Below are 18,200 nucleotides of genomic sequence, written 5' to 3' on the forward strand. Positions count from 1 at the left end.
CACGTTTGATTCTTTACTGACGATTCGGATGTGCGGCGTTTGCCGGATCACCAAGCAGCATAGGCAAATTCGGGGAGTGCCATTTATGGCGAAGGCGGACGCGTGGGGCGCGCCCGGTGGGATGGCTTTTGCGCGTCGCGAGACGCGCAGCGACGGCCTTGCCGGGAATACGCGGCTCATCGCCGAACCCGCCTACAAGCGGCTTCTGGCCGCCGAGCCGCTGCTGCGCCGGTCGATACCGGCCCTCATCATCATCTTCCTTCTCGTCATCGCGGCGCTGCGCGTGCTGTCGCTGATGAACGAACGCGACGATGTCGAGCGTGATGCCAAGGCGATCCTGACGCTGGCGGCTGGGCAACTGGCCAGTTCGCTAGCCACCACCTCGGATACCGTGCCCGGCGCCATACAGGACCTGCTGGAGACCACCAGCCGCCAAGGTGCGATGGGCCGCAGCCATGTGCTCGTCATCACCGACAGCGCCTTCAAGATCACCGCGGTGACGCCGCGCTCGATGCCTTGGCAAGGCCATGCCCTCGACGGCCTCGTCGAGGGCGGTCAGCCCCTGTTTATGTTCGGTGATCGCGCCGGCGTCATGGAGGTCAATATCGGCGGCCAGGACTGGTACGCCGCGGTCAGCGTGGCCAAGGACCGGAAGGGTGCCGCGGCGGCCCTGGTGCCGCAGGAAGCGGTCTTCGACACCTGGCGCAAGACCGTCTCGCTCAACGTCACCCTGTTCGTGCTGACGGCCGGCGTGCTGATCATCATCCTCTACGCCTATTTCGGGCAGGCGGCGCGCGCGCAGGCCGCCGATCGCATCTATCTCGAAGCGCATCAGCGCATCGACATGGCGCTGGTGCGCGGCCGCTGCGGCCTGTGGGACTGGGACATGGTTCGCGGCAAGATGTACTGGTCGCGCTCGATGTACGACATGCTGGGCTACGAGCCTTGCGAGACGATGCTGTCCTTCGGCGAGGTCGACGAGATCATACACCCCGAGGACGGCGACCTGTTCGAACTCGCCAACAGAATTGTCGCCCGCGAAATCGATCACATCGACCAGGTGTTCAGGATGCGGCATGCCGATGGCCAATGGGTGTGGATGCGCGCTCGTGCCCAGGTCATGGATCCGGAGGCACCGGAAATCCAGCTGATCGGCATCGCCGTCGACGTCACCGAGCAGCGCCATCTGGCGCTGCGTTCCGAGGCGGCCGATCTGCGGCTGAGAACCGCGATCGAGAACATCAACGAATCCTTCGTGCTGTGGGATTCGGCGCAGCGGCTGATCATGTGCAACTCCAAATACCAGCAGGACAACGGGCTCTCGGATCGCGACGTGATGCCGGGCGTGACGCGCGCTTCCCTGGAGGAACGGATGCTGGCCTTTGCTTCCGAGCGCCGGCTTGCCAACACCAATGGTCCGCAAGGCGGCGCCACTTTCGAGCGGCAGCTGGCTGACGGCCGCTGGCTGCAGGTCAACGAACTCAGGACCAGGGATGGCGGCATCGTCTCGGTCGGCTCCGACATCACCCAGATCAAGCTGCATCAGGAAAAGCTGGTCGACAGCGAACGCAGGCTGATGGCAACGATCCATGATCTTAGCCTCGCCAGGCGCTCCGAAGAGGAGCGCTCCAGTGAGCTGGTCGACCTCAACCGCAAATACATGAAGGAAACCGAACGCGCTGAAGCAGCGAACCGGGCCAAATCCGAATTCCTGGCCAACATGTCGCATGAACTGCGCACGCCGCTGAACGCCATCATCGGTTTCTCCGAACTGATGGAACAGGGGCTGTTCGGCCCGTTGGGGTCGGAGCGCTACGAGGAATATGCCACCGACATCAACAGCAGCGGCAAATATCTGCTCGGCGTCATCAACGACATTCTCGACATGTCCAAGATCGAGGCCGGCCAGTTCTCGCTGGACCAGGAGCAGATCGACCTCGGGCCGCTGATCAGCGAGACGGTGCGCGTCGTCTCGCTGCAAGCGGCACAGAAGGCGATCACCGTGGAAACGCGTATCGCCGACGCGCTGACGCTGTTTGCGGACCGCCGGGCGATCAAGCAGATCGTCATCAACCTTCTGTCCAACGCGGTGAAGTTCACGGGCCAGGGCGGCCACATATCGGTCAGGGCCCGCAACACGTCCGGCGCGCTGGTGCTGACGATCGAGGACAATGGCTGCGGCATCCCGAAAGCGGCGCTCGGCAAGCTCGGGCGGCCCTTCGAACAGGTGCAGAACCAGTTCTCCAAGAACCATGCCGGATCCGGGCTTGGCCTTGCGATCTCGCGCTCGCTGGCCGAGCTCCAGGGCGGCGCGCTGAAAATCCGGTCGACCGAAGGCGTCGGCACGATCGTATCGGTGCGCATTCCGGTGAAGAAGGCGACCCAGGCGGTCAAGGTCGCGGCTTGATCGGCAGGCTCCGAGCGACGTTCCCGGAGCCTGCATCAGACAATCTCACTGCACGCTGCCGTCGTTGCCTTCGTCATCCGATTGACGGTGATGGCCAAAGCGGCCGCCCGTCGGCAACTCACCCTTCTCGATCTTGCCGTCATTGTTCTTGTCGAGCATGGCGAACACCTTCTTCTCACGGCCGGTGATGTCATCCGTGGTCAGCGTGCCGTCGCCCTTGGCGTCGTAGCGGGCGATGATGCGCTTGGCCATCCGCTCGAAGCGCGCCTTCTCCAGCGCGTCGGCGAGTTGGGCGACGGTCAGCTTGCCGCCATTGGCGGCAACGAGCTTCTTCAGCCGCGCGTTCATGGCGTCGGAGAACTGGTCGAAGGTGATGGCGCCGTCTGAATCGCTTATCGCCTTGTTGAGGCGCATCATCGTGTCCTCGCGCATTTTTCCGCTGGCATTGTTTTCAGCGTAGGCCGTGGTGCCGACGGCGCCGGCGAGCGCTGCGAAGGCAAGGGCAAGCTTGGTTGACTTTCTCATGGTCTTCTCCTGTTGCATCGTCACCCCCGATGCGGGCCGGACCAGCTACTTCACGGTCGTCCGGCACGAAGCAAAAAGTCAAAGTCCTTCCTGACCTTTTGCGACGTCTCCTTGAGGTGTGCTTCCAGCACACCGAAATCCGGCAGGTCGGTGACCGCCAGAAGCAGATCCGAAAGCCCCGGCGGAACGTCATCGCGCTCAAAGGCCCCGGTGAGGCACAGCCGCGTCATCTGGGTCAGCGCCAGATAGAGCGCGAAGGCGGCACCAAGTTCCTGCCTGACCCCGGCATCCGCGAAACGAGGTGCCAGACGTGAGAGAATCTCGGCCGTACCGGTGGCACGTGGCCCGGCCTCGACCTGCCCGGTGATGACAGCCACCTGGGCGATGAATTCAAGATCGATCAGTCCCCCGGGGATCAACTTGATGTCCCAGAGATCGCGCGGCGGCTTTTCCATCTCGATCATGGCCCGCATATCCGAGGCTTCCGACCTCACCTTTGCCGCGTCGCGCGGCTGGCCAAGCACGGCCGCGACTTCCGCTTCGACCTCGGCGCACAGGCCGACATCGCCAGCGATGGCGCGTGCCCGCGATAGTGCCATGTGCTCCCAGGTCCAGGCCTCCTGGCGCTGGTATTTCTTGAAGGCATCGATATGGGTGGCCACCGGCCCCTTGTTGCCGGACGGCCGCAGCCGCAGGTCGAGCTCGTAGAGCACCCCCTCCGCCGTCGGTGCCGAGACGGCCGAGATCAGCCGCTGCGTCATGCGGGTGTAGTAATGCGAAGGCGCCAGCGGCTTGTCACCGTCGGAGTCCTCGGCGTCCGCATCGTGGTCGTAGAGCAGGATGAGGTCGACATCCGACCCCGCGGTCAATTCGCGGCTGCCAAGCTTGCCCATGCCGAGCAGCGAAACCACGCCACCGGCGATCCTGCCGTGGCGCGCCGCGAATTCGGTTATCACCGCCTGCAAGGCCGCTTCGATGGTGAGATCGGCCAGATCGGAAAAGGCGCGGCCGGCCCGGGCCGGATCGATCGAGCCGGCAAGCAGCCGCACACCGATGAGGAATTTCTGCTCCGAGGCAAAGATGCGCAGCCGGTCGAGCACGTCCTCATAAAGGCGATCGCCTTCAAGAAAGGCGGAAAGCCGTGCCGACAGATAGGCGCGGTCCGGCAGTTCACTCAGCAAGGCCGGGTCGAGCAGGCCGTCGAAAACATGCGGCCGGCGCGTGATGATCGCCGCCAGCCGGGGTGCGGCCCCCATGATCGTCGCCATCAGCTTGAGCAGCGCTGGGTTTGACTGCAGCAGCGAAAACAGCTGGATACCGGCCGGCAGGCCGGCAAGAAATTCGTCGAAGCGGATCAAGGCCTCGTCCGCCCGGCGCGTCTGGCCGAAGGCCTTGAGCAAGGCCGGCGTCAATTCCGTCAGCCGCTCGCGCGCCTCCGCCGACCGGGTGACGCGATAGCGGCCGAAATGCCAGCCACGAATGACGCGGCAGATGTCGCTCGGCCGCTGGAAGCCGAGACCATGCAAGGTTCGCAGCGTGTCGGGATCATCGACATCGCCGGTGAAAACCAGATTGCCAATGCCCGCCGAAAGCTCCGGTGCGGTTTCGAAAAGTGCTGCATAATGGCGTTCGACCTGCTGCAGCGAGGCGCGGAACGCTCCGGCAAATGCCGCCGCATCGGCAAAGCCCAGCATATGGGCGATCCGTTCCAGCCCCTCATCGTCTTCCGGCAGCGTATGCGTCTGCTCGTCGGCCACCATCTGGACGGCATGCTCGACGCGGCGCAGGAACCAGTACTGGCGGGCGAGTGCGTCACGCGCCTCGGAGGTGATCCATCCGCGGGCGGCGAGCTGGCCGAGCATCGGCACGGTCTCGCGGCCGCGCAGTTCCGGAAAGCGGCCGCCGGCGATGAGCTGCTGGGTCTGGACGAAGAACTCGATCTCACGGATACCACCACGGCCGAGCTTTACGTTGTGGCCCTTGACGGCAATCTCGCCGTGGCCCTTGTGGGCATGGATCTGGCGCTTGATCGAATGGACGTCGGCAATCGCCGCGTAGTCCATGTATTTGCGCCAGATGTAGGGCTGCAACTCCTTGAGGAAGGCAGCACCCGCGCCCAGATCGCCGGCGGCCGGACGCGCCTTGATCATCGCCGCACGCTCCCAGTTCTGGCCCCGCGCTTCGTAATAGCGCAGTGCGGCTTCAACCGGGATCGCCAGCGGTGTCGAACCGGGATCCGGGCGCAGCCTCAGATCGGTGCGGAAGACATAGCCGTGCTCGGTGCGGTCCTGCAGGATGCGCACCAGCCGTCGCGTCAGCCGCGAAAACAGCTCGGTGGCGTCGAGAGGGTCGACAATTGCGGGTGCTTCCGGATCGAAGAAGACGACAAGATCGATATCGGAGGAGAAATTCAGCTCGTGCGCGCCGAGCTTGCCCATGCCGAGCAGGATCCAGCCAGATTGCCGCGACGGGTTGTCGAGGTCCGGCAGTTTGAGTTTGCCCTGACCATGCGCGTCACGCAGCAGGAAGTCGACGGCCGCACGGGTGCAGGCATCGGCAAGATCGCTCAGCCGCCGTACCGTCAGCGACGTTTCCGCCTTACCGGCGAGATCGGCCAGCGCGATCAGGAAATGCGCCTCGGCCTTGCACTGGCGCAGCTCCATCATCAGGCCGGATTCGGAGACCGCCTCGGCCAGCGGCGCCTGTTCGATCGCGGCGGTGACCGCTTTCAGGCGCGCCTCGACCGGCTGGTCGAAAAGAGCATCCAGAATCCGCGGCCGGCGACGCGCCGTGTCACGCAGGAATGGTGAGAGGTCGAAGACAGCGGCCAGGAAATCCTGGCCCTCCCCCTTGCCGGCCAGGAACTTGGCCAGCCGCGCCAGCCCTTCTTCGCGTGCCGCTGTAGCGATTTCGGCCAATTCGTGCCGCGCCCGGCCTTCGTCGAGAGGGGCAAGCCCGACCACAGGCTTCAGCAACCAGTCCGTGACCGTCCGTTTCGCAACCGCAGCCATCAGTGATCCTCCCGTGCGGGGAAACTCATGACCACGGATAGTCCCGGATTGCCAGGCAAGAGATCAAGCCGTCCATAGTGGAATGTCATGACCGCCTTGGCGAGGCTGAGGCCGAGGCCAGAGCCCGGCTGCGAACGGCTCTTCTCCAGCCGCACGAAACGTTCGGTTGCCCGAGCCCGATCGGCATCGTCCGGAATGCCCTGGCCGTTGTCGGCGACACAAAGCCTGATCTCGCCATGTGTCCGCTCAAGCGTCACACGAACCGCGGGCTTGGAGGTGGAGTCGGTCGAATATTTGATCGCATTGTCGACGATGTTGGACAGCGCCTGGGCGATCAGTTCGCGGTTGCCGTTGACGACAAAAGCGCCGTTCACTTCGGCTTCGAGCGAAACGCCAGCCTCTTCCGCCACCGGCTCGTAGAGCTCGACAACATCACGCACGGCCGCCGCCAGATCGACGCGGTTGGTGTGTTCGGACGAATATCCGGCCTCGAGCCGGGAGATCATCAGGATGGCGTTGAAGGTCTTTATCAGCTGGTCGGACTCGGTGATGGTGCCTTCGAGCGCCTGGCGATAGTCGGCGGGCTTGTGCTTGCCGGAAAGTGTTGCTTCGGCACGGTTGCGCAACCGGGTCAACGGTGTCTTCAGATCATGCGCGATGTTGTCGGAAACCTGCTTCAGGCCTTCGTTGAGCGTTGCGATCCTGGCCAGCATGGAATTGAGGTTTTCCGAAAGCCGGTCGAACTCGTCGCCGGCGCCGGTCACCGGCAGCCGGCCCGAGAGATCACCGCCCATGATGCGGCGGCTCGCCTCCGACACGCTGTCGATGCGCTTCAGCGCGGCACGGCCGACAAAGAACCAGATCAAGATGCCACCCAGGCCCATCATGCCAAGCGCCAGCATCAGCGCACGGCGGATGACGGCGCGGAAGCGCTCCGGTTCGCCAAGATCGCGGCCGACCAGCATGATCATCTGGTTGGGCAGCCGCAGCACCAGCGCAATGGCGTTGTGACCCTTCTCGCCTTCGGCCTGCGGTGTCGCGTTGTCGCCAGTTGCAGGAGCCGGCGTCTGGTCGGACGTTCCGCTGCGCAGGCGATCAAGCTCGCCTTCGCCGAAGCGCTTGTAGGAGAACGGCTCGGTCGTCCAGCCCTCTGTGTCAATCACCCCAGGTTCCAGGCTCTGCACGTTGCCGGTCAGGATCTGGCCATTGGCATCGGCGATGAGATAGAGGTTGGCGCCAGGCTGGCGGGAGCGGTTTTCGACGACGCGCACCAGCACGGGCAGGCCGCCGCGCTGATAGGCACGAGCGAGGCCGAGCACTTCGTCGTTGATGGTCTCCTGCGTCTGCGCCGTCAGCATGCGTGCCGACAGCGAGGTCATGTAGAAGACCAGCAGCACGGCGCAGAGCGCGAACAGCAGAAGGTATAACGCCGAAAGCCGCGCTGCCGTCGTCTTCATGATGGCCGGCACGGAAAGAGCCATGCTGTCGCCTAGACCAGCGTGACGTTTGGTCGAATCGTCATGCTGATCCAGCTCTTTGTTGGAGCATGATCTCTGGACAACGGAAACCGTTTGTCCGAGAAAACCGGTTCCCACTTTTCGGGATCATGCTCTAGCCACCCTTCAGCATATAGCCGGCGCCGCGAACCGTATGCAGGATCGGCTTGTCGAAGCCCTTTTCGATCTTGCCGCGCAGCCGCGAGACGTGGACATCGATGACATTGGTCTGCGGGTCGAAATGATAATCCCAGACATTTTCGAGCAGCATGGTGCGCGTCACCACCTGGCCGGCATGGCGCATCAGATATTCGAGCAGGCGGAACTCGCGCGGCTGCAGCGTGATCTCGCGCGCCGCCCGGCGGACCGAATGCGACAGCCTGTCGAGTTCAAGGTCGCCAACCCGGTAGACGGTCTCGGCCTCCTTGGCGCTGGCGCGGCGGTTCAACACCTCGACGCGGGCCAGAAGCTCGGAGAAGGCATAGGGCTTGGTCAGATAATCGTCGCCGCCGGCGCGCAGCCCGGTGACCCGGTCATCGACCTCACCCAGTGCCGACAGGATCAGGACCGGCGTGGTGTTGCCCCGGGAGCGAAGGCCGGCAATGACCGACAGGCCGTCGCGGCGCGGCATCATCCGGTCGATGACCATCACGTCATAGTCGCCGGCGTCCGCAAGCGCGAAGCCTGTCTCGCCGTCACCCGCGACATGCGCGGTATGACCGGCTTCGGTAAAGGCTTTCTGCAGATAATCCGCAGCCTCGCGATCGTCTTCTATGACGAGAATCTTCATTGGGCCGTTATACGCGATTTCGCTGGAAGGTTGAGTAGCCGGCATCTGCATTTTAGCCTTTGCCAAAGCGCGTCGCGATCAAGATGATCGAGACCGCGCGCGATAAAATCTTGTTCTCTGGTTGTCTTCATACCGGACATGCCTGTCTCAGGGCATGATCCTGCAATCACCACATCCTCTCGGCGCAGGCGCGAGGAAGCGTTTTGGGCGGCTTCCAAAATGTGCGGCAGCGGGCGATGGGAGGCCCGCTGCCGCTGGAGGAGAGCACGATGACTGACTAACGTACCCGGCTCCATGCTTTCCCATGCGGTGGCTCGGGGGTGTTGAAACCGCCGCACCGGAAAAGTCGTTGTCAGCCCTTGGCGACGGGCAGCGCGACGAAGCGGTTGTTGTTGTCGCGGGTGATCTGCATCAGCACGGCCTTGCGGCCGGACTTCACCGCGTCGGTCATCGCCTTGGTGACGTCCTCGGTGCCGTTCACTTCGTTCGAATTGACCGCCGTGATGATGTCGCCCGGCTGGATGCCGCGGTCGGCGGCATCGCTGTCGGGATCGACATCGGTCACCACAAGACCCTTGCCGTTTTCGGACTTGGTGACGGTAAGGCCGAGATCGGCCAGCGTGTCGGGCTTGGCCGGAGCGGCGGGCTGCTGCTGCTGGTCGTTCGAGGCCTGCTTGTCACTGGCCGGCAGCTTGCCGAGATCGACCTTGATCGTCTGGCTCTTGCCGTCGCGCCAGACGGTGACGTCAACGGACTTGCCCGGTGAATAGGCGCCGATCAGGCGGGCGAGTTCCTTCGGCGAAGCGACGTCCTTGCCCTCCACCTGGGTGATGACGTCACCGGCCGTTATGCCGGCCTTCTTGCCGGGGCCATCGTCCTGGGCGCTCGACACCAAGGCGCCGTTGTTGGACTTCAGACCGAGCGATTCGGCGATGTCGGATGTGACCGGCTGGATTTCGACGCCGAGCCAGCCGCGCTGTACCGCACCGTTCTTCATCAGGTCCTCGACAACCTGCTTGGCGGTCGAGGCCGGAATGTCGAAGGCGATACCGACACTGCCGCCGGAAGGCGAGAAGATCGCCGTGTTGATGCCGACCACCTGGCCGTTGAGGTTGAAGGTCGGACCACCCGAATTGCCGCGGTTGACCGAGGCATCGATCTGGAGGAAATCGTCATACGGGCCGGCGCCGATGTCACGGCCACGCGCCGACACGATGCCAGCGGTGACGGTGCCACCGAGACCGAACGGATTACCGACGGCCACGACCCAGTCGCCGACGCGAACCTTGGAATCGTCGGCGAAGTCGACATAGGTGAACTTGCCGCCTTCGACCTTGAGCACGGCGAGGTCGGTACGCGGATCGGTGCCGACCAGCTTGGCGTCGAGTTCCTTGCCGTCATTGGTCACCACGGTGAAGGCGGTGCCCTCTTCGACGACGTGGTTGTTGGTGACGAGGTAGCCGTCCTCGGAGATGAAGAAGCCGGAGCCCTGGGCCACCGGGCGCGGCTGGTCGTTGTTGCGGTCGCGGTGACCGAAGCGGCGATGACCGTCATCGTTCTGGCCGCCCTGATCGCCAAAGCCACGGAATTCCTTGAAGAAGCGGCGCAGCTGCGGATTGTTGGGAAGGTTGTTCATGCCGTCCAGATCATCGGACTGGTCGGAGCCGTCATCGGCAGTCGGCTGGATCTTGGCCTTCACCTTGACGCTGACGACGGCCGGCGAAACACGCTCGACGACATCGGCGAAGCCTTGCACCTGCGGCGCCTCGACGCGTACGGCATCGGCCAGAACGGGGCTGGTACCAGTGGTCAGCGCGCCAACGCCGATCACGCCAGCGACGGCGACGGAAGCGGCAGCAGCCAGAAGACGCTTACGGGTGCGGGAATATGAATTGGGGGCAATATTCATGGGTCTCTTATCCTCTTTCAAACGGACGCTGCTTGATCGGCATCCTCGGGGAGAGAGAATTAGAGAGGCGCACATTACGGCGCCATTTCCGACACATGAAACTTTGGTAATGTTGGTGGGGCGGTCGCCGCCGTCAGTCGCGGTGCAGGATAGCGTCCAATGCCGCCTGTTCATCTGGCGACAGGGACTTTGTCGCCAGTGTCCGGCGCGACCGCGCGCTGAGCAAGATGAAGATGCCGCCGGCAAAAAGCAGGATCGCCGGCGTCCCCCAAAGCAGTGCGTTACGCAGGTCGAAACGCGGCTTCAGCAGCACGAATTCGCCGTAGCGCGAAACGACATAGTCCATAACCTGCTGGTCGGTATCGCCGGCGACCAGGCGCTGGCGCACCAGGATGCGCAGATCGCGGGCAAGATCGGCATCGGATTCGTCGATCGACTGGTTCTGGCAGACCATGCAGCGCAGGCCTTCCGACAGCGCCCGCGCCCTCGCCTCAAGCGCCGGATCCGCCAGCATCTCGTCAGGCTTCACCGCCATTGCCGTGCCGGCAAAGAACAGCGCCAGCAACAGGACAATCGAGGTCAGGGAAAGCCTTATGCTCATGGCAGCGCCGCGGGCGCCACGGCGCCCGCCTGCTTGCGCCGGCGCGAGGGTGCGCCGATGCGCAGGCGTCTGTCCATCAGCGACATGACAGCGCCCGCCATCATCACCAGGCCGCCGCCCCAGATCAGCGTCACCAGCGGTTTCCACCACAGGCGCACCACCACCGAGCCGTCCTTGCCTTCATCACCGAGCGAAATGTAGAGCTGCGAAAAACCAAGGGTCTTGATGCCGGACTCCGTCGTCGTCGTCTGACGCACCGGATAGTAACGCTTGGCGGAACTGATTTCGCCGACAGGACTGCCGCTGACACCGATCAGCTCGAAGCGGCCGCGGTCCTCGCTGTAGTTTGGCCCCTGCACCGGATAAAGCCCGACAAAACGCAGCGTGTGGCCGGACAATTCCACCGTCTCGCCGGCGCGCATGGTGAGGATCTTCTCGGTGCCGAAGGAGAGCGTGGCGACGATGCCGAGCAACGTCAGGCCGAGGCCGAGATGGGCCAATGCCGTGCCGAAGACCGAGCTCGGCAGGCCGGCGAAGCGCCTGAACATGACGGCCGGTGCAACCGATCCGACGCCGGACTTGACCGCAAGGTCGGTGAGCGCTCCGGCGACCAGCCAGACGGCAAGGCCGATGCCGAGGGCGGCGAAAACCGAGGCGCCGTCGATAAACAAGCCGGTGACCAGCATCGCCGCAAGCGCCGTAGCAAAGGCCGCCATCAGGCGTTGCGATGCAGCGAAGACGTCGCCCCGCTTCCAGGCCAGCAGCGGTCCGAACGGCACCAGGGCCAGAAGCGGCAGCATCAAGGGGCCGAAGGTCAGGTCGAAGAACGGCGCCCCGACCGAGATCTTGTCGCCGGTGAGCGCCTCCAACGCCAACGGATAGAGCGTGCCGACGAGCACCGTGGCGGTCGCTGTCGTCAGGAACAGATTGTTGAGGACGAGCGCGCCTTCGCGCGAGATCGGGTGGAACAGCCCGCCGGCCGTCAACCGCGAGGCGCGCAACGCAAACAGCGCCAGCGAGCCGCCGATGAACAGCGTCAGGATGCACAGGATGAAGACGCCGCGCGTCGGATCGGTGGCGAAGGCGTGCACGGAAGTCAGCACGCCCGAGCGCACCAGGAAGGTGCCGAGCAGCGATAGCGAAAAGGTGAGGATGGCGAGCAGCAGCGTCCAGATCTTCAGCGCCGAGCGCTTTTCCATGACGATGGCCGAATGCAGCAGCGCGGTGCCCGCCAGCCACGGCATAAAGGAGGCGTTCTCGACCGGATCCCAGAACCAGAAACCGCCCCAGCCGAGCTCGTAATAGGCCCAATACGATCCCATGGCGATGCCGCCGGTCAGGAACATCCAAGCGACCAGCGTCCACGGCCGCACCCAGCGCGCCCAGGAGGCGTCGATACGCCCCTCGATCAAGGCGGCTACGGAGAAGGAAAAGCAGATCGAGAAGCCGACATAACCCAGATAGAGCAGCGGCGGATGGATGGCGAGGCCGAGATCCTGCAGGACCGGGTTGAGGTCGCGGCCTTCGATCGGCGCCGGATTGAGCCGGATGAAGGGGTTGGACGTCGCCAGGATGAACAGGAAGAAGGCAGCGCCAATGGCGCCCTGCACGGCCAGCACATTGGCGCGCAGCGTCGCCGGCAGGTTGGAGCCGAAAGCGGCGACCAGCGCGCCGAAGAAGGTCAGGATCAGCACCCAGAGCAGCATCGAGCCTTCGTGATTGCCCCAGGTTCCGGTGATCTTGTAGATCATCGGCTGCAGCGAATGCGAGTTTTCCCAGACGCTCGCCACCGAGAAATCGGAGTTCGCATAGGCGCTCGCCAGTGCTGCAAAGGATAGCGCCGTCAGCGCAAAGCCGGTCACCGCGACAGGACCGCCGACAGCCATCAGGCGCTGGTTGTTCAGGCGCGCGCCGAACAGCGGCACGATCGTCTGCACCAGCGAGAGCGCGAACGCCAGGACCAGCGCGAAATGTCCGGTTTCAACCATGGTTGTTTCCGAAATCCACGTTTGCTCTCCCGCCAGAGTTACTCACTCTTGCTCTCCTGCCAAACGCCCTTGGCCTTCAGGCCGTCAGCCACTTCCTTGGGCATATAGCGCTCATCATGCTTGGCCAGCACGCTGTCGGCAACAAAGACGCCGTCCGGGCCGAAAGTGCCCTCGGTGATGACGCCTTGCTCTTCGCGAAAAAGGTCGGGCAGGATGCCGGTATAGGTGACCTTGACCGATTTATGCGTGTCGGTAACGGAAAAGGCGACCGTCGCCCCCTGCCCGCGCTGGATGGTGCCTTTTTCAACCAGACCGCCGAGCCTGATGCGCTGGCCGGGCTGGACGCTGGCCGTGGTGAGGTCAGCCGGCATGTAGAAATAGGACGCCTTCTGGCCAAGCGCATAGAAGGTCAGCCCGGTGGCGGCGCCCAGGAAGACCAATCCGCCCACAATGACCGACAATCGCTTCTGCTTGCGCGTCATATCCAGTTCTACTCCGTCGCCGTCAGGCCGAGCGAGGCGGCAAAGGCGGTGAATTTCTTGGCTTCGTCACTGCCGGCGCCAAAGACGGCGATGGCGCGACCGAGCGCCTCGCGCGCCTGATCGGCCTTGCCCAGCACGACATAGGAACGAACGAGCCGCATCCATCCTTCCGGGTCACGCGGATTTTGCCGCAGTTTTTCGTCGAGGCCGGCGACCATCGTGTTGATCATGGCTTCGCGATCCTGCGGCGATAGGGAGGATGCGTTGTCGACATCCGCGGCGTCAGGGCCTTTCGCGGTCGCGCCGGAAGCGACTTCGCCGGATTTGGCCAATGCCTGCTCGACGGCGCCGCGCCATGGCGAATCCGGCGGCAAAGTGCCCAGCATCGCCTGCCAGGCCGTCACCGCTTCCTTGTTTCGTCCCTCCTGCGCCAAGGCCATGGCCAGGTAGAAGCTGGCTTTCGCATTGGCCGGATCGAGCTTCAGCGCCGCCTCGAAGGCATCCTGGGCATCGGCGGAAACAATGCCGCCCGCCGCACCGGCGATTGCCTCGCCGAGGCCGGCCTGGCGAACAGCGCTGTCGCCATCGAAGCGGATGGCGTTGCGATACGCGGCCACCGCATCGGAAAAGCGCTGCATGCGCAGATAGACCGGGGCCAGCACGTCCCATCCCCTGCCGTCGGAAGGGTTGGCGGCAAGATGGGCCTCGGCCCGCGCCACCAATTCGTCGACCGAACTGTCGGCCGGGTTCTTGGCCAGCCGTTCGCTGAGCGGCTGCGATGGCAGGTCAGGCGAGCCGATCTGGCTGTAAACACCCCAGCTGACCAGCGGCACCGCCAGCACGGCCGCGGTCGCGACAAGCCGCGCCGTGACCGAGACCTGCCTGGCCGATGCCTTGCCGGCCGTATCCGCATTGTTGAGGCGAAGGATGCGGCGCGCGATCTCGGCGCGCGCCTCGGCCGCTTCCGCCGGCTGGATCAAGCCGCGCGCGGCGTCGCGGTCAAGCTCGGACAATTGATCGCGATAGACTTCCAGATCATGCTCGCCGCTCGACGACGCGCCCTTGGCGCCCCCAGCCAGCGGCAGCAGCACCGCCAGGCTCGCGCCCAGCGTCAGTATCGCGGCTATGACCCAGAACAGCATGGTTCTTCCAATAACGGCAGAGCCCTGCCCTGCCAACACAGGCATCCTGCGACGCTTTGACGGTCGGCGCGCCTGACGTCCTTGATCGACATCAACCGGCCGGAGCCGGTCTGGATATCAGGTCAGCGGCGTCCAACTGCCATCGGAGTTGCGGCAAGCGGTTCCGCGCGCCGTCACCCCGGCTCCGCCGGTGAACACCGTCTGCGTGTACTGGCGGCAATCCTGCGAACCGACGCGATAAGGTTGGGCCGGAACCACCTCGCCGTAGTGCGAAGCCTGATCGCCTTTCCACGCCACCTTCTGGCCGCTCGTCGTATATTCGAGCGCCTTGTATTCCGCCTCGAGGGCGCTGCGTTTTTCCGATTCACTGAGGCCGTTGCCGATCGAGCCGCCGATGAGACCGCCGTCCATTGCCGAAATGATCGACTTGGTGACCTTGCCGCTTGACGGAGGCGTCGAGGCCGGTGTCGGCGCGAGCGTTGGGCCCTTGCCGCTCAAGGTGGAGCAGCCGGACACGGCCAGTAGTGCGGAAACAAGCGCGACGCGAATCTTCATGCCAACAACCGGTTTTCTTGAGTTGGAGCCTGCCATGGATGCGCCGGGGGCCGCGTCATCGGAGAAGTAGGCGTGGCCATAGTATTGATATTTGTCGGAAATTTGGCCGCTGCCGGCCACTCCTGGAGCAATCGGTATTGCTCCGGGATCAATCGATATGCCGCCATAACACACGCCGTCCATCGCTGTCGATTGGCCCCGAGAAAGCGTCACTGAAGGCTCCGCAATCGCACCACTGCCTTCAATCCACCCAGGCCGGACCGTTCGAGCGCGAGAACGCCTCCATACTCGTTGACGAGGTCGGCGACAATGGCCAGCCCCAGACCTGTTCCCGGTTTTGTCTCGTCCAGACGCCTTCCACGCTTCAGCGCATCGCGCGCCTTGTCTTCGGGAATGCCTGGGCCATCGTCGTCGATGCTGATCTCAAAAAGATTGTCATCCTTGCCGGCCGACGGCGCCACCGTGACCGACACCGCGCTCTTTGCCCATTTCATCGCATTTTCGAGAAGATTGCCGAGCAGTTCCTCAAGGTCCTCGCGCTCACCGGCAAAGACGATCTCGGTGGCCGGCAGGGACAGCGACAGGCTGGTTTGCGGATTGAGCTTCTGCAAGACCCGCACCATGCGCTGCACCAGCGGCGTCACCGGCGTGCGGTAGACGACGCTGTCGCGTTGCGCCGCGACGCGGGCGCGCTGCAAATAATGGTCGACCTGCTTCTGCATCGAGGCGGCCTGCTCGGCGATCAATTGTCCCTTGGCGCCGCCAAGCGCTCTGCCTTCGTTGAGCAGCACCGCCAGTGGCGTCTTCAGCGAATGGGCGAGATTGCCGACCTGGGTTCGCGACCGCTCGACGATGCGTTTGTTGTTTTCGATCAAGGCGTTGGTTTCGTTGGCTAACGGTTCGATCTCGGCCGGGAAGCGGCCGTCGAGCCTCTGCGCGGTGCCTTCGCGCACCATGGCAAGCGCGTTGCGGACCCGGCGCAGCGGCTGCAGGCCGAGCAGGATGGCGATGGCGTTGATGGCGATCATGCCGACGCCGAACAGGCTGAGATAGGTCAGCAGGCGACGCTGGAAGGTGGAGATTTCCTGTTCGAGTTCGCTCTGGTTGCCCATGACGCGGAAACGCGCCGCGCGGTTCTTGGCATCGAGCACGAATTCGCTCTCGAACACTTCGAGCTGCTCGCCGTCGATGCCTTCGGCCGGATAGCTGCGCTGGAAGCTGGCGTTGAAGGGCACCTCGGCGACGCTAGGCGACGGGATTTTGCCTGTCATCGACGACGAATGAAGATCGCCGTGCACGCCTTCCGAGGCAGGTTCCACCGACCAGTACCAGCCTGAATTCGGTTCCGAAAACCTGAGATCGCCAAGGTCGGGAGCGCCCGTCAACGCACCCGTGTCGGAAATGCCGATGGACCCGATCAGGTTGAACAGATGCGCCGACAAAAGGCTGTCGAAGCCACGCTCGCTGGCCTGGCGGTAAAGCGTGGTGATCAGGGTGAAGATGACGACAAGGGTCAGGATCGCCCAGACCGTGGAAAAGGCGATGACGCGGAACGTCAGCGAACGCGGCCACGAACGCAGCGAAAGTGGCCCCCTTGCGGTTGGTTTGAGCGGTTCCGAGTTACGCCTCCGGCTCGCGCATGCGGTAGCCCATGCCACGCACGGTTTCGATCATGTCGATGCCCATCTTCTTGCGCAACCGCCCGACAAAGACCTCGATGGTGTTGGAATCGCGGTCGAAATCCTGGTCGTAGAGATGCTCGACCAGTTCGGTCCGCGAGACCACCTCGCCCATATGGTGCATCAGATAGGCAAGCAGGCGGAATTCATGCGAGGTCAGCTTTAGCGGCACGCCGTCGACATCGGCCTTCGAGGCCTTGGTGTCGAGGCGGAGCGGCCCGCAGGTAAGTTCGGATGAGGCATGGCCGGCGGCGCGGCGGATCAGGGCCCTGAGCCGCGCCAGCACCTCCTCGATGTGGAACGGCTTGGTCACATAGTCGTCCGCGCCGGCATCGATGCCGGAGACCTTGTCACTCCAGCGGTCGCGCGCCGTCAGGATCAGCACCGGCATCTTGCGGCCGCCGCGGCGCCAGCGCTCGACCACGCTGATGCCATCCATTTGCGGCAGGCCGATATCGAGCACGACGGCGTCGTAGGGTTCGGTGTCGCCGAGGAAATGGCCTTCCTCGCCGTCAAAGGCACGGTCGACGACATAGCCGGCGTCGACCAGCGCGTCCGCTATCTGCCGGTTGAGATCCTTGTCATCCTCGACGACGAGTACACGCATGCGGAGATCGACACCTGTTGAAGAGCTCGTTCAGATTGAAGACTGGGCAGATATAGGCCGATTCCGGCGGCCTGGGAAACGGGAGGGGTCAGTTCTGCGGAACGACGATCTCGGAACGGCGCGGACGCTGCCCGTCCTTGCCAGGCACCAGCACGACGATGACGCAGACCGGCTGACCACCGCGTGTCGACTGCGAGGCCTTGGCCAGCGTTCCGCCATTCTGCTCGGCCACCTGCTGGCCGATCGCATAGCAGTCGGACGCGGCCAGGACGATCGGGCTGGACTGGTCGGGCGCGATCACCGGCATCGCTGTCGCCTGCGACGCGAACAGCCCGGCAGCACAGAGCGCCAGGGTCGCGGTTCGAAAGTGGGAGCGAAGCGTTTTCATGGTCGGCGTTGTAACGCATCGGTGCTGAACGTGAAATGAACGGTGATCGGTGCGAAAACCATGTCCGCTACACCCCTGAAACGCGAGACGACCGGCGGTGATTTCGACGCCCCAACCCGACGAAATCCCGCAGACGCCAGTCTAGACTCCGTTTCGGTCAGATTGAAAGCGTGTCAGGCACTTTCCTGAGTCAGCGCACGAAACCGCAGCAGTCCGTGGTGCACAAGGAGATCCTCGTCGTAACGGGCCTCGGTGAATTCAAGCGACAGCCGCGTCTCGCCACGAGGGCCGATCACCAGTGCGGCGTCGGCGAGGCGAGCCTTGATGGCATTCATGATGGCAAGCGTTTCGTCGTCGCCGTGGGCTTTCGACCAGACATGCAGCGTGACCAGCTGATCGTCGTTGTTGTCGGCGCCGGTGTTCCAGTCAAAGGCGCTGGTCTGGCCGCAGGTCACATAGGGAAAGGCGGCATTGTCGGTTGCCTGTTCGAGCAGTCCAGCACCACCCAGCAGCGCCGACAGCGACGCGTCGCTTTTGAGCCTTAGAAAAAGTGCCTGCAGCAAATCGCCGGGCGCGGTCATTTGTCGTCCCCCTCGCCTGTCACGCCTTGTACAAGCGGT

At 63.9% G+C, this 18,200-nt stretch carries 15 protein-coding genes; 1 reads left to right on the forward strand and 14 read right to left on the reverse strand.

The window, feature by feature from the left end:
* The first annotated feature begins 85 nt into the window (after positions 1-85).
* Positions 86-2,407 (forward strand): PAS domain-containing sensor histidine kinase, encoded by a 2,322-nt coding sequence (locus DBIPINDM_RS05415; protein ID WP_258584770.1) that lies wholly within the window; start codon positions 86-88, stop codon positions 2,405-2,407.
* 45 nt (positions 2,408-2,452) lie between these two features.
* Here DBIPINDM_RS05415 and DBIPINDM_RS05420 read toward each other — a convergent pair whose 3' ends face one another.
* From DBIPINDM_RS05420 to DBIPINDM_RS05485, 14 genes are all read right to left on the reverse strand, one after another.
* Positions 2,453-2,932 carry a hypothetical protein gene (locus DBIPINDM_RS05420; protein ID WP_258584771.1) on the reverse strand — a complete coding sequence of 160 codons (480 nt, stop codon included), beginning with the start codon at positions 2,930-2,932 and terminating at the stop codon, positions 2,453-2,455.
* Between the two features lie 50 nt (positions 2,933-2,982).
* Positions 2,983-5,943 (reverse strand): bifunctional [glutamine synthetase] adenylyltransferase/[glutamine synthetase]-adenylyl-L-tyrosine phosphorylase, encoded by a 2,961-nt coding sequence (locus DBIPINDM_RS05425; protein WP_258584772.1) that lies wholly within the window; start codon positions 5,941-5,943, stop codon positions 2,983-2,985.
* Positions 5,943-7,424 (reverse strand): sensor histidine kinase, encoded by a 1,482-nt coding sequence (locus DBIPINDM_RS05430; protein WP_258584773.1) that lies wholly within the window; start codon positions 7,422-7,424, stop codon positions 5,943-5,945. The genes DBIPINDM_RS05425 and DBIPINDM_RS05430 overlap by 1 nt, the downstream gene beginning before the upstream one ends.
* A 130-nt stretch (positions 7,425-7,554) precedes the next feature.
* The gene (locus tag DBIPINDM_RS05435; RefSeq protein WP_027046649.1) at positions 7,555-8,229 is read right to left on the reverse strand and encodes a response regulator transcription factor; all 675 of its coding nucleotides are present in this window, start codon (positions 8,227-8,229) and stop codon (positions 7,555-7,557) included.
* A 352-nt stretch (positions 8,230-8,581) separates the two neighbouring features.
* Positions 8,582-10,138: a Do family serine endopeptidase gene (locus DBIPINDM_RS05440; RefSeq protein ID WP_258584774.1), complete on the reverse strand. Its 1,557-nt coding sequence runs from the start codon at positions 10,136-10,138 to the stop codon at positions 8,582-8,584.
* 133 nt (positions 10,139-10,271) lie between these two features.
* The gene (locus DBIPINDM_RS05445) at positions 10,272-10,739 is read right to left on the reverse strand and encodes a cytochrome c-type biogenesis protein (RefSeq protein WP_258584775.1); all 468 of its coding nucleotides are present in this window, start codon (positions 10,737-10,739) and stop codon (positions 10,272-10,274) included.
* Positions 10,736-12,727 carry a heme lyase CcmF/NrfE family subunit gene (locus DBIPINDM_RS05450; protein WP_258584776.1) on the reverse strand — a complete coding sequence of 664 codons (1,992 nt, stop codon included), beginning with the start codon at positions 12,725-12,727 and terminating at the stop codon, positions 10,736-10,738. Before DBIPINDM_RS05450 ends, DBIPINDM_RS05445 begins: the two co-directional genes overlap by 4 nt.
* A 38-nt stretch (positions 12,728-12,765) precedes the next feature.
* The gene (gene ccmE / locus DBIPINDM_RS05455) at positions 12,766-13,209 is read right to left on the reverse strand and encodes a cytochrome c maturation protein CcmE (protein ID WP_258584777.1); all 444 of its coding nucleotides are present in this window, start codon (positions 13,207-13,209) and stop codon (positions 12,766-12,768) included.
* An 8-nt stretch (positions 13,210-13,217) separates the two neighbouring features.
* On the reverse strand, positions 13,218-14,351 hold the full coding sequence (ccmI, locus tag DBIPINDM_RS05460) for a c-type cytochrome biogenesis protein CcmI (protein ID WP_258584778.1): 1,134 nt from the start codon (positions 14,349-14,351) through the stop codon (positions 13,218-13,220).
* Positions 14,352-14,468: 117 nt separating this feature from the next.
* Positions 14,469-14,906, reverse strand: coding sequence for a hypothetical protein (locus tag DBIPINDM_RS05465; RefSeq protein WP_258584779.1), 438 nt, complete (start codon positions 14,904-14,906; stop codon positions 14,469-14,471).
* A gap of 209 nt (positions 14,907-15,115) precedes the next feature.
* Positions 15,116-16,564 carry an ATP-binding protein gene (locus DBIPINDM_RS05470; RefSeq protein WP_416361743.1) on the reverse strand — a complete coding sequence of 483 codons (1,449 nt, stop codon included), beginning with the start codon at positions 16,562-16,564 and terminating at the stop codon, positions 15,116-15,118.
* Positions 16,527-17,192 (reverse strand): response regulator transcription factor, encoded by a 666-nt coding sequence (locus DBIPINDM_RS05475; protein ID WP_019857144.1) that lies wholly within the window; start codon positions 17,190-17,192, stop codon positions 16,527-16,529. The genes DBIPINDM_RS05470 and DBIPINDM_RS05475 overlap by 38 nt, the downstream gene beginning before the upstream one ends.
* Before the next feature lie 88 nt (positions 17,193-17,280).
* Entirely contained in the window at positions 17,281-17,580 is a 300-nt protein-coding gene (locus DBIPINDM_RS05480) for a hypothetical protein (protein ID WP_258584780.1), read from the reverse strand.
* A 173-nt stretch (positions 17,581-17,753) separates the two neighbouring features.
* A complete protein-coding gene (locus tag DBIPINDM_RS05485; protein WP_258584781.1) occupies positions 17,754-18,161 on the reverse strand; it encodes a DUF3168 domain-containing protein in 408 nt (135 codons plus the stop codon).
* Positions 18,162-18,200 lie beyond the last annotated feature (39 nt).

Source organism: Mesorhizobium sp. AR02, assembly GCF_024746835.1.
GTDB lineage: Bacteria > Pseudomonadota > Alphaproteobacteria > Rhizobiales > Rhizobiaceae > Mesorhizobium.

Bases quoted from the DNA above. Each gene is read 5' to 3' on its own strand.
- DBIPINDM_RS05485 (WP_258584781.1), bottom strand. From the start codon at position 18,161: ATGACCGCGCCCGGCGATTTGCTGCAGGCACTTTTTCTAAGGCTCAAA.
- DBIPINDM_RS05475 (WP_019857144.1), bottom strand. From the start codon at position 17,192: ATGCGTGTACTCGTCGTCGAGGATGACAAGGATCTCAACCGGCAGATA.
- DBIPINDM_RS05480 (WP_258584780.1), bottom strand. From the start codon at position 17,580: ATGAAAACGCTTCGCTCCCACTTTCGAACCGCGACCCTGGCGCTCTGT.
- DBIPINDM_RS05425 (WP_258584772.1), bottom strand. From the start codon at position 5,943: ATGGCTGCGGTTGCGAAACGGACGGTCACGGACTGGTTGCTGAAGCCT.
- DBIPINDM_RS05450 (WP_258584776.1), bottom strand. From the start codon at position 12,727: ATGGTTGAAACCGGACATTTCGCGCTGGTCCTGGCGTTCGCGCTCTCG.
- DBIPINDM_RS05445 (WP_258584775.1), bottom strand. From the start codon at position 10,739: ATGAGCATAAGGCTTTCCCTGACCTCGATTGTCCTGTTGCTGGCGCTG.
- DBIPINDM_RS05415 (WP_258584770.1), top strand. From the start codon at position 86: ATGGCGAAGGCGGACGCGTGGGGCGCGCCCGGTGGGATGGCTTTTGCG.
- DBIPINDM_RS05465 (WP_258584779.1), bottom strand. From the start codon at position 14,906: ATGAAGATTCGCGTCGCGCTTGTTTCCGCACTACTGGCCGTGTCCGGC.
- ccmI (WP_258584778.1), bottom strand. From the start codon at position 14,351: ATGCTGTTCTGGGTCATAGCCGCGATACTGACGCTGGGCGCGAGCCTG.
- DBIPINDM_RS05435 (WP_027046649.1), bottom strand. From the start codon at position 8,229: ATGAAGATTCTCGTCATAGAAGACGATCGCGAGGCTGCGGATTATCTG.
- DBIPINDM_RS05430 (WP_258584773.1), bottom strand. From the start codon at position 7,424: ATGGCTCTTTCCGTGCCGGCCATCATGAAGACGACGGCAGCGCGGCTT.
- DBIPINDM_RS05420 (WP_258584771.1), bottom strand. From the start codon at position 2,932: ATGAGAAAGTCAACCAAGCTTGCCCTTGCCTTCGCAGCGCTCGCCGGC.
- DBIPINDM_RS05440 (WP_258584774.1), bottom strand. From the start codon at position 10,138: ATGAATATTGCCCCCAATTCATATTCCCGCACCCGTAAGCGTCTTCTG.
- ccmE (WP_258584777.1), bottom strand. From the start codon at position 13,209: ATGACGCGCAAGCAGAAGCGATTGTCGGTCATTGTGGGCGGATTGGTC.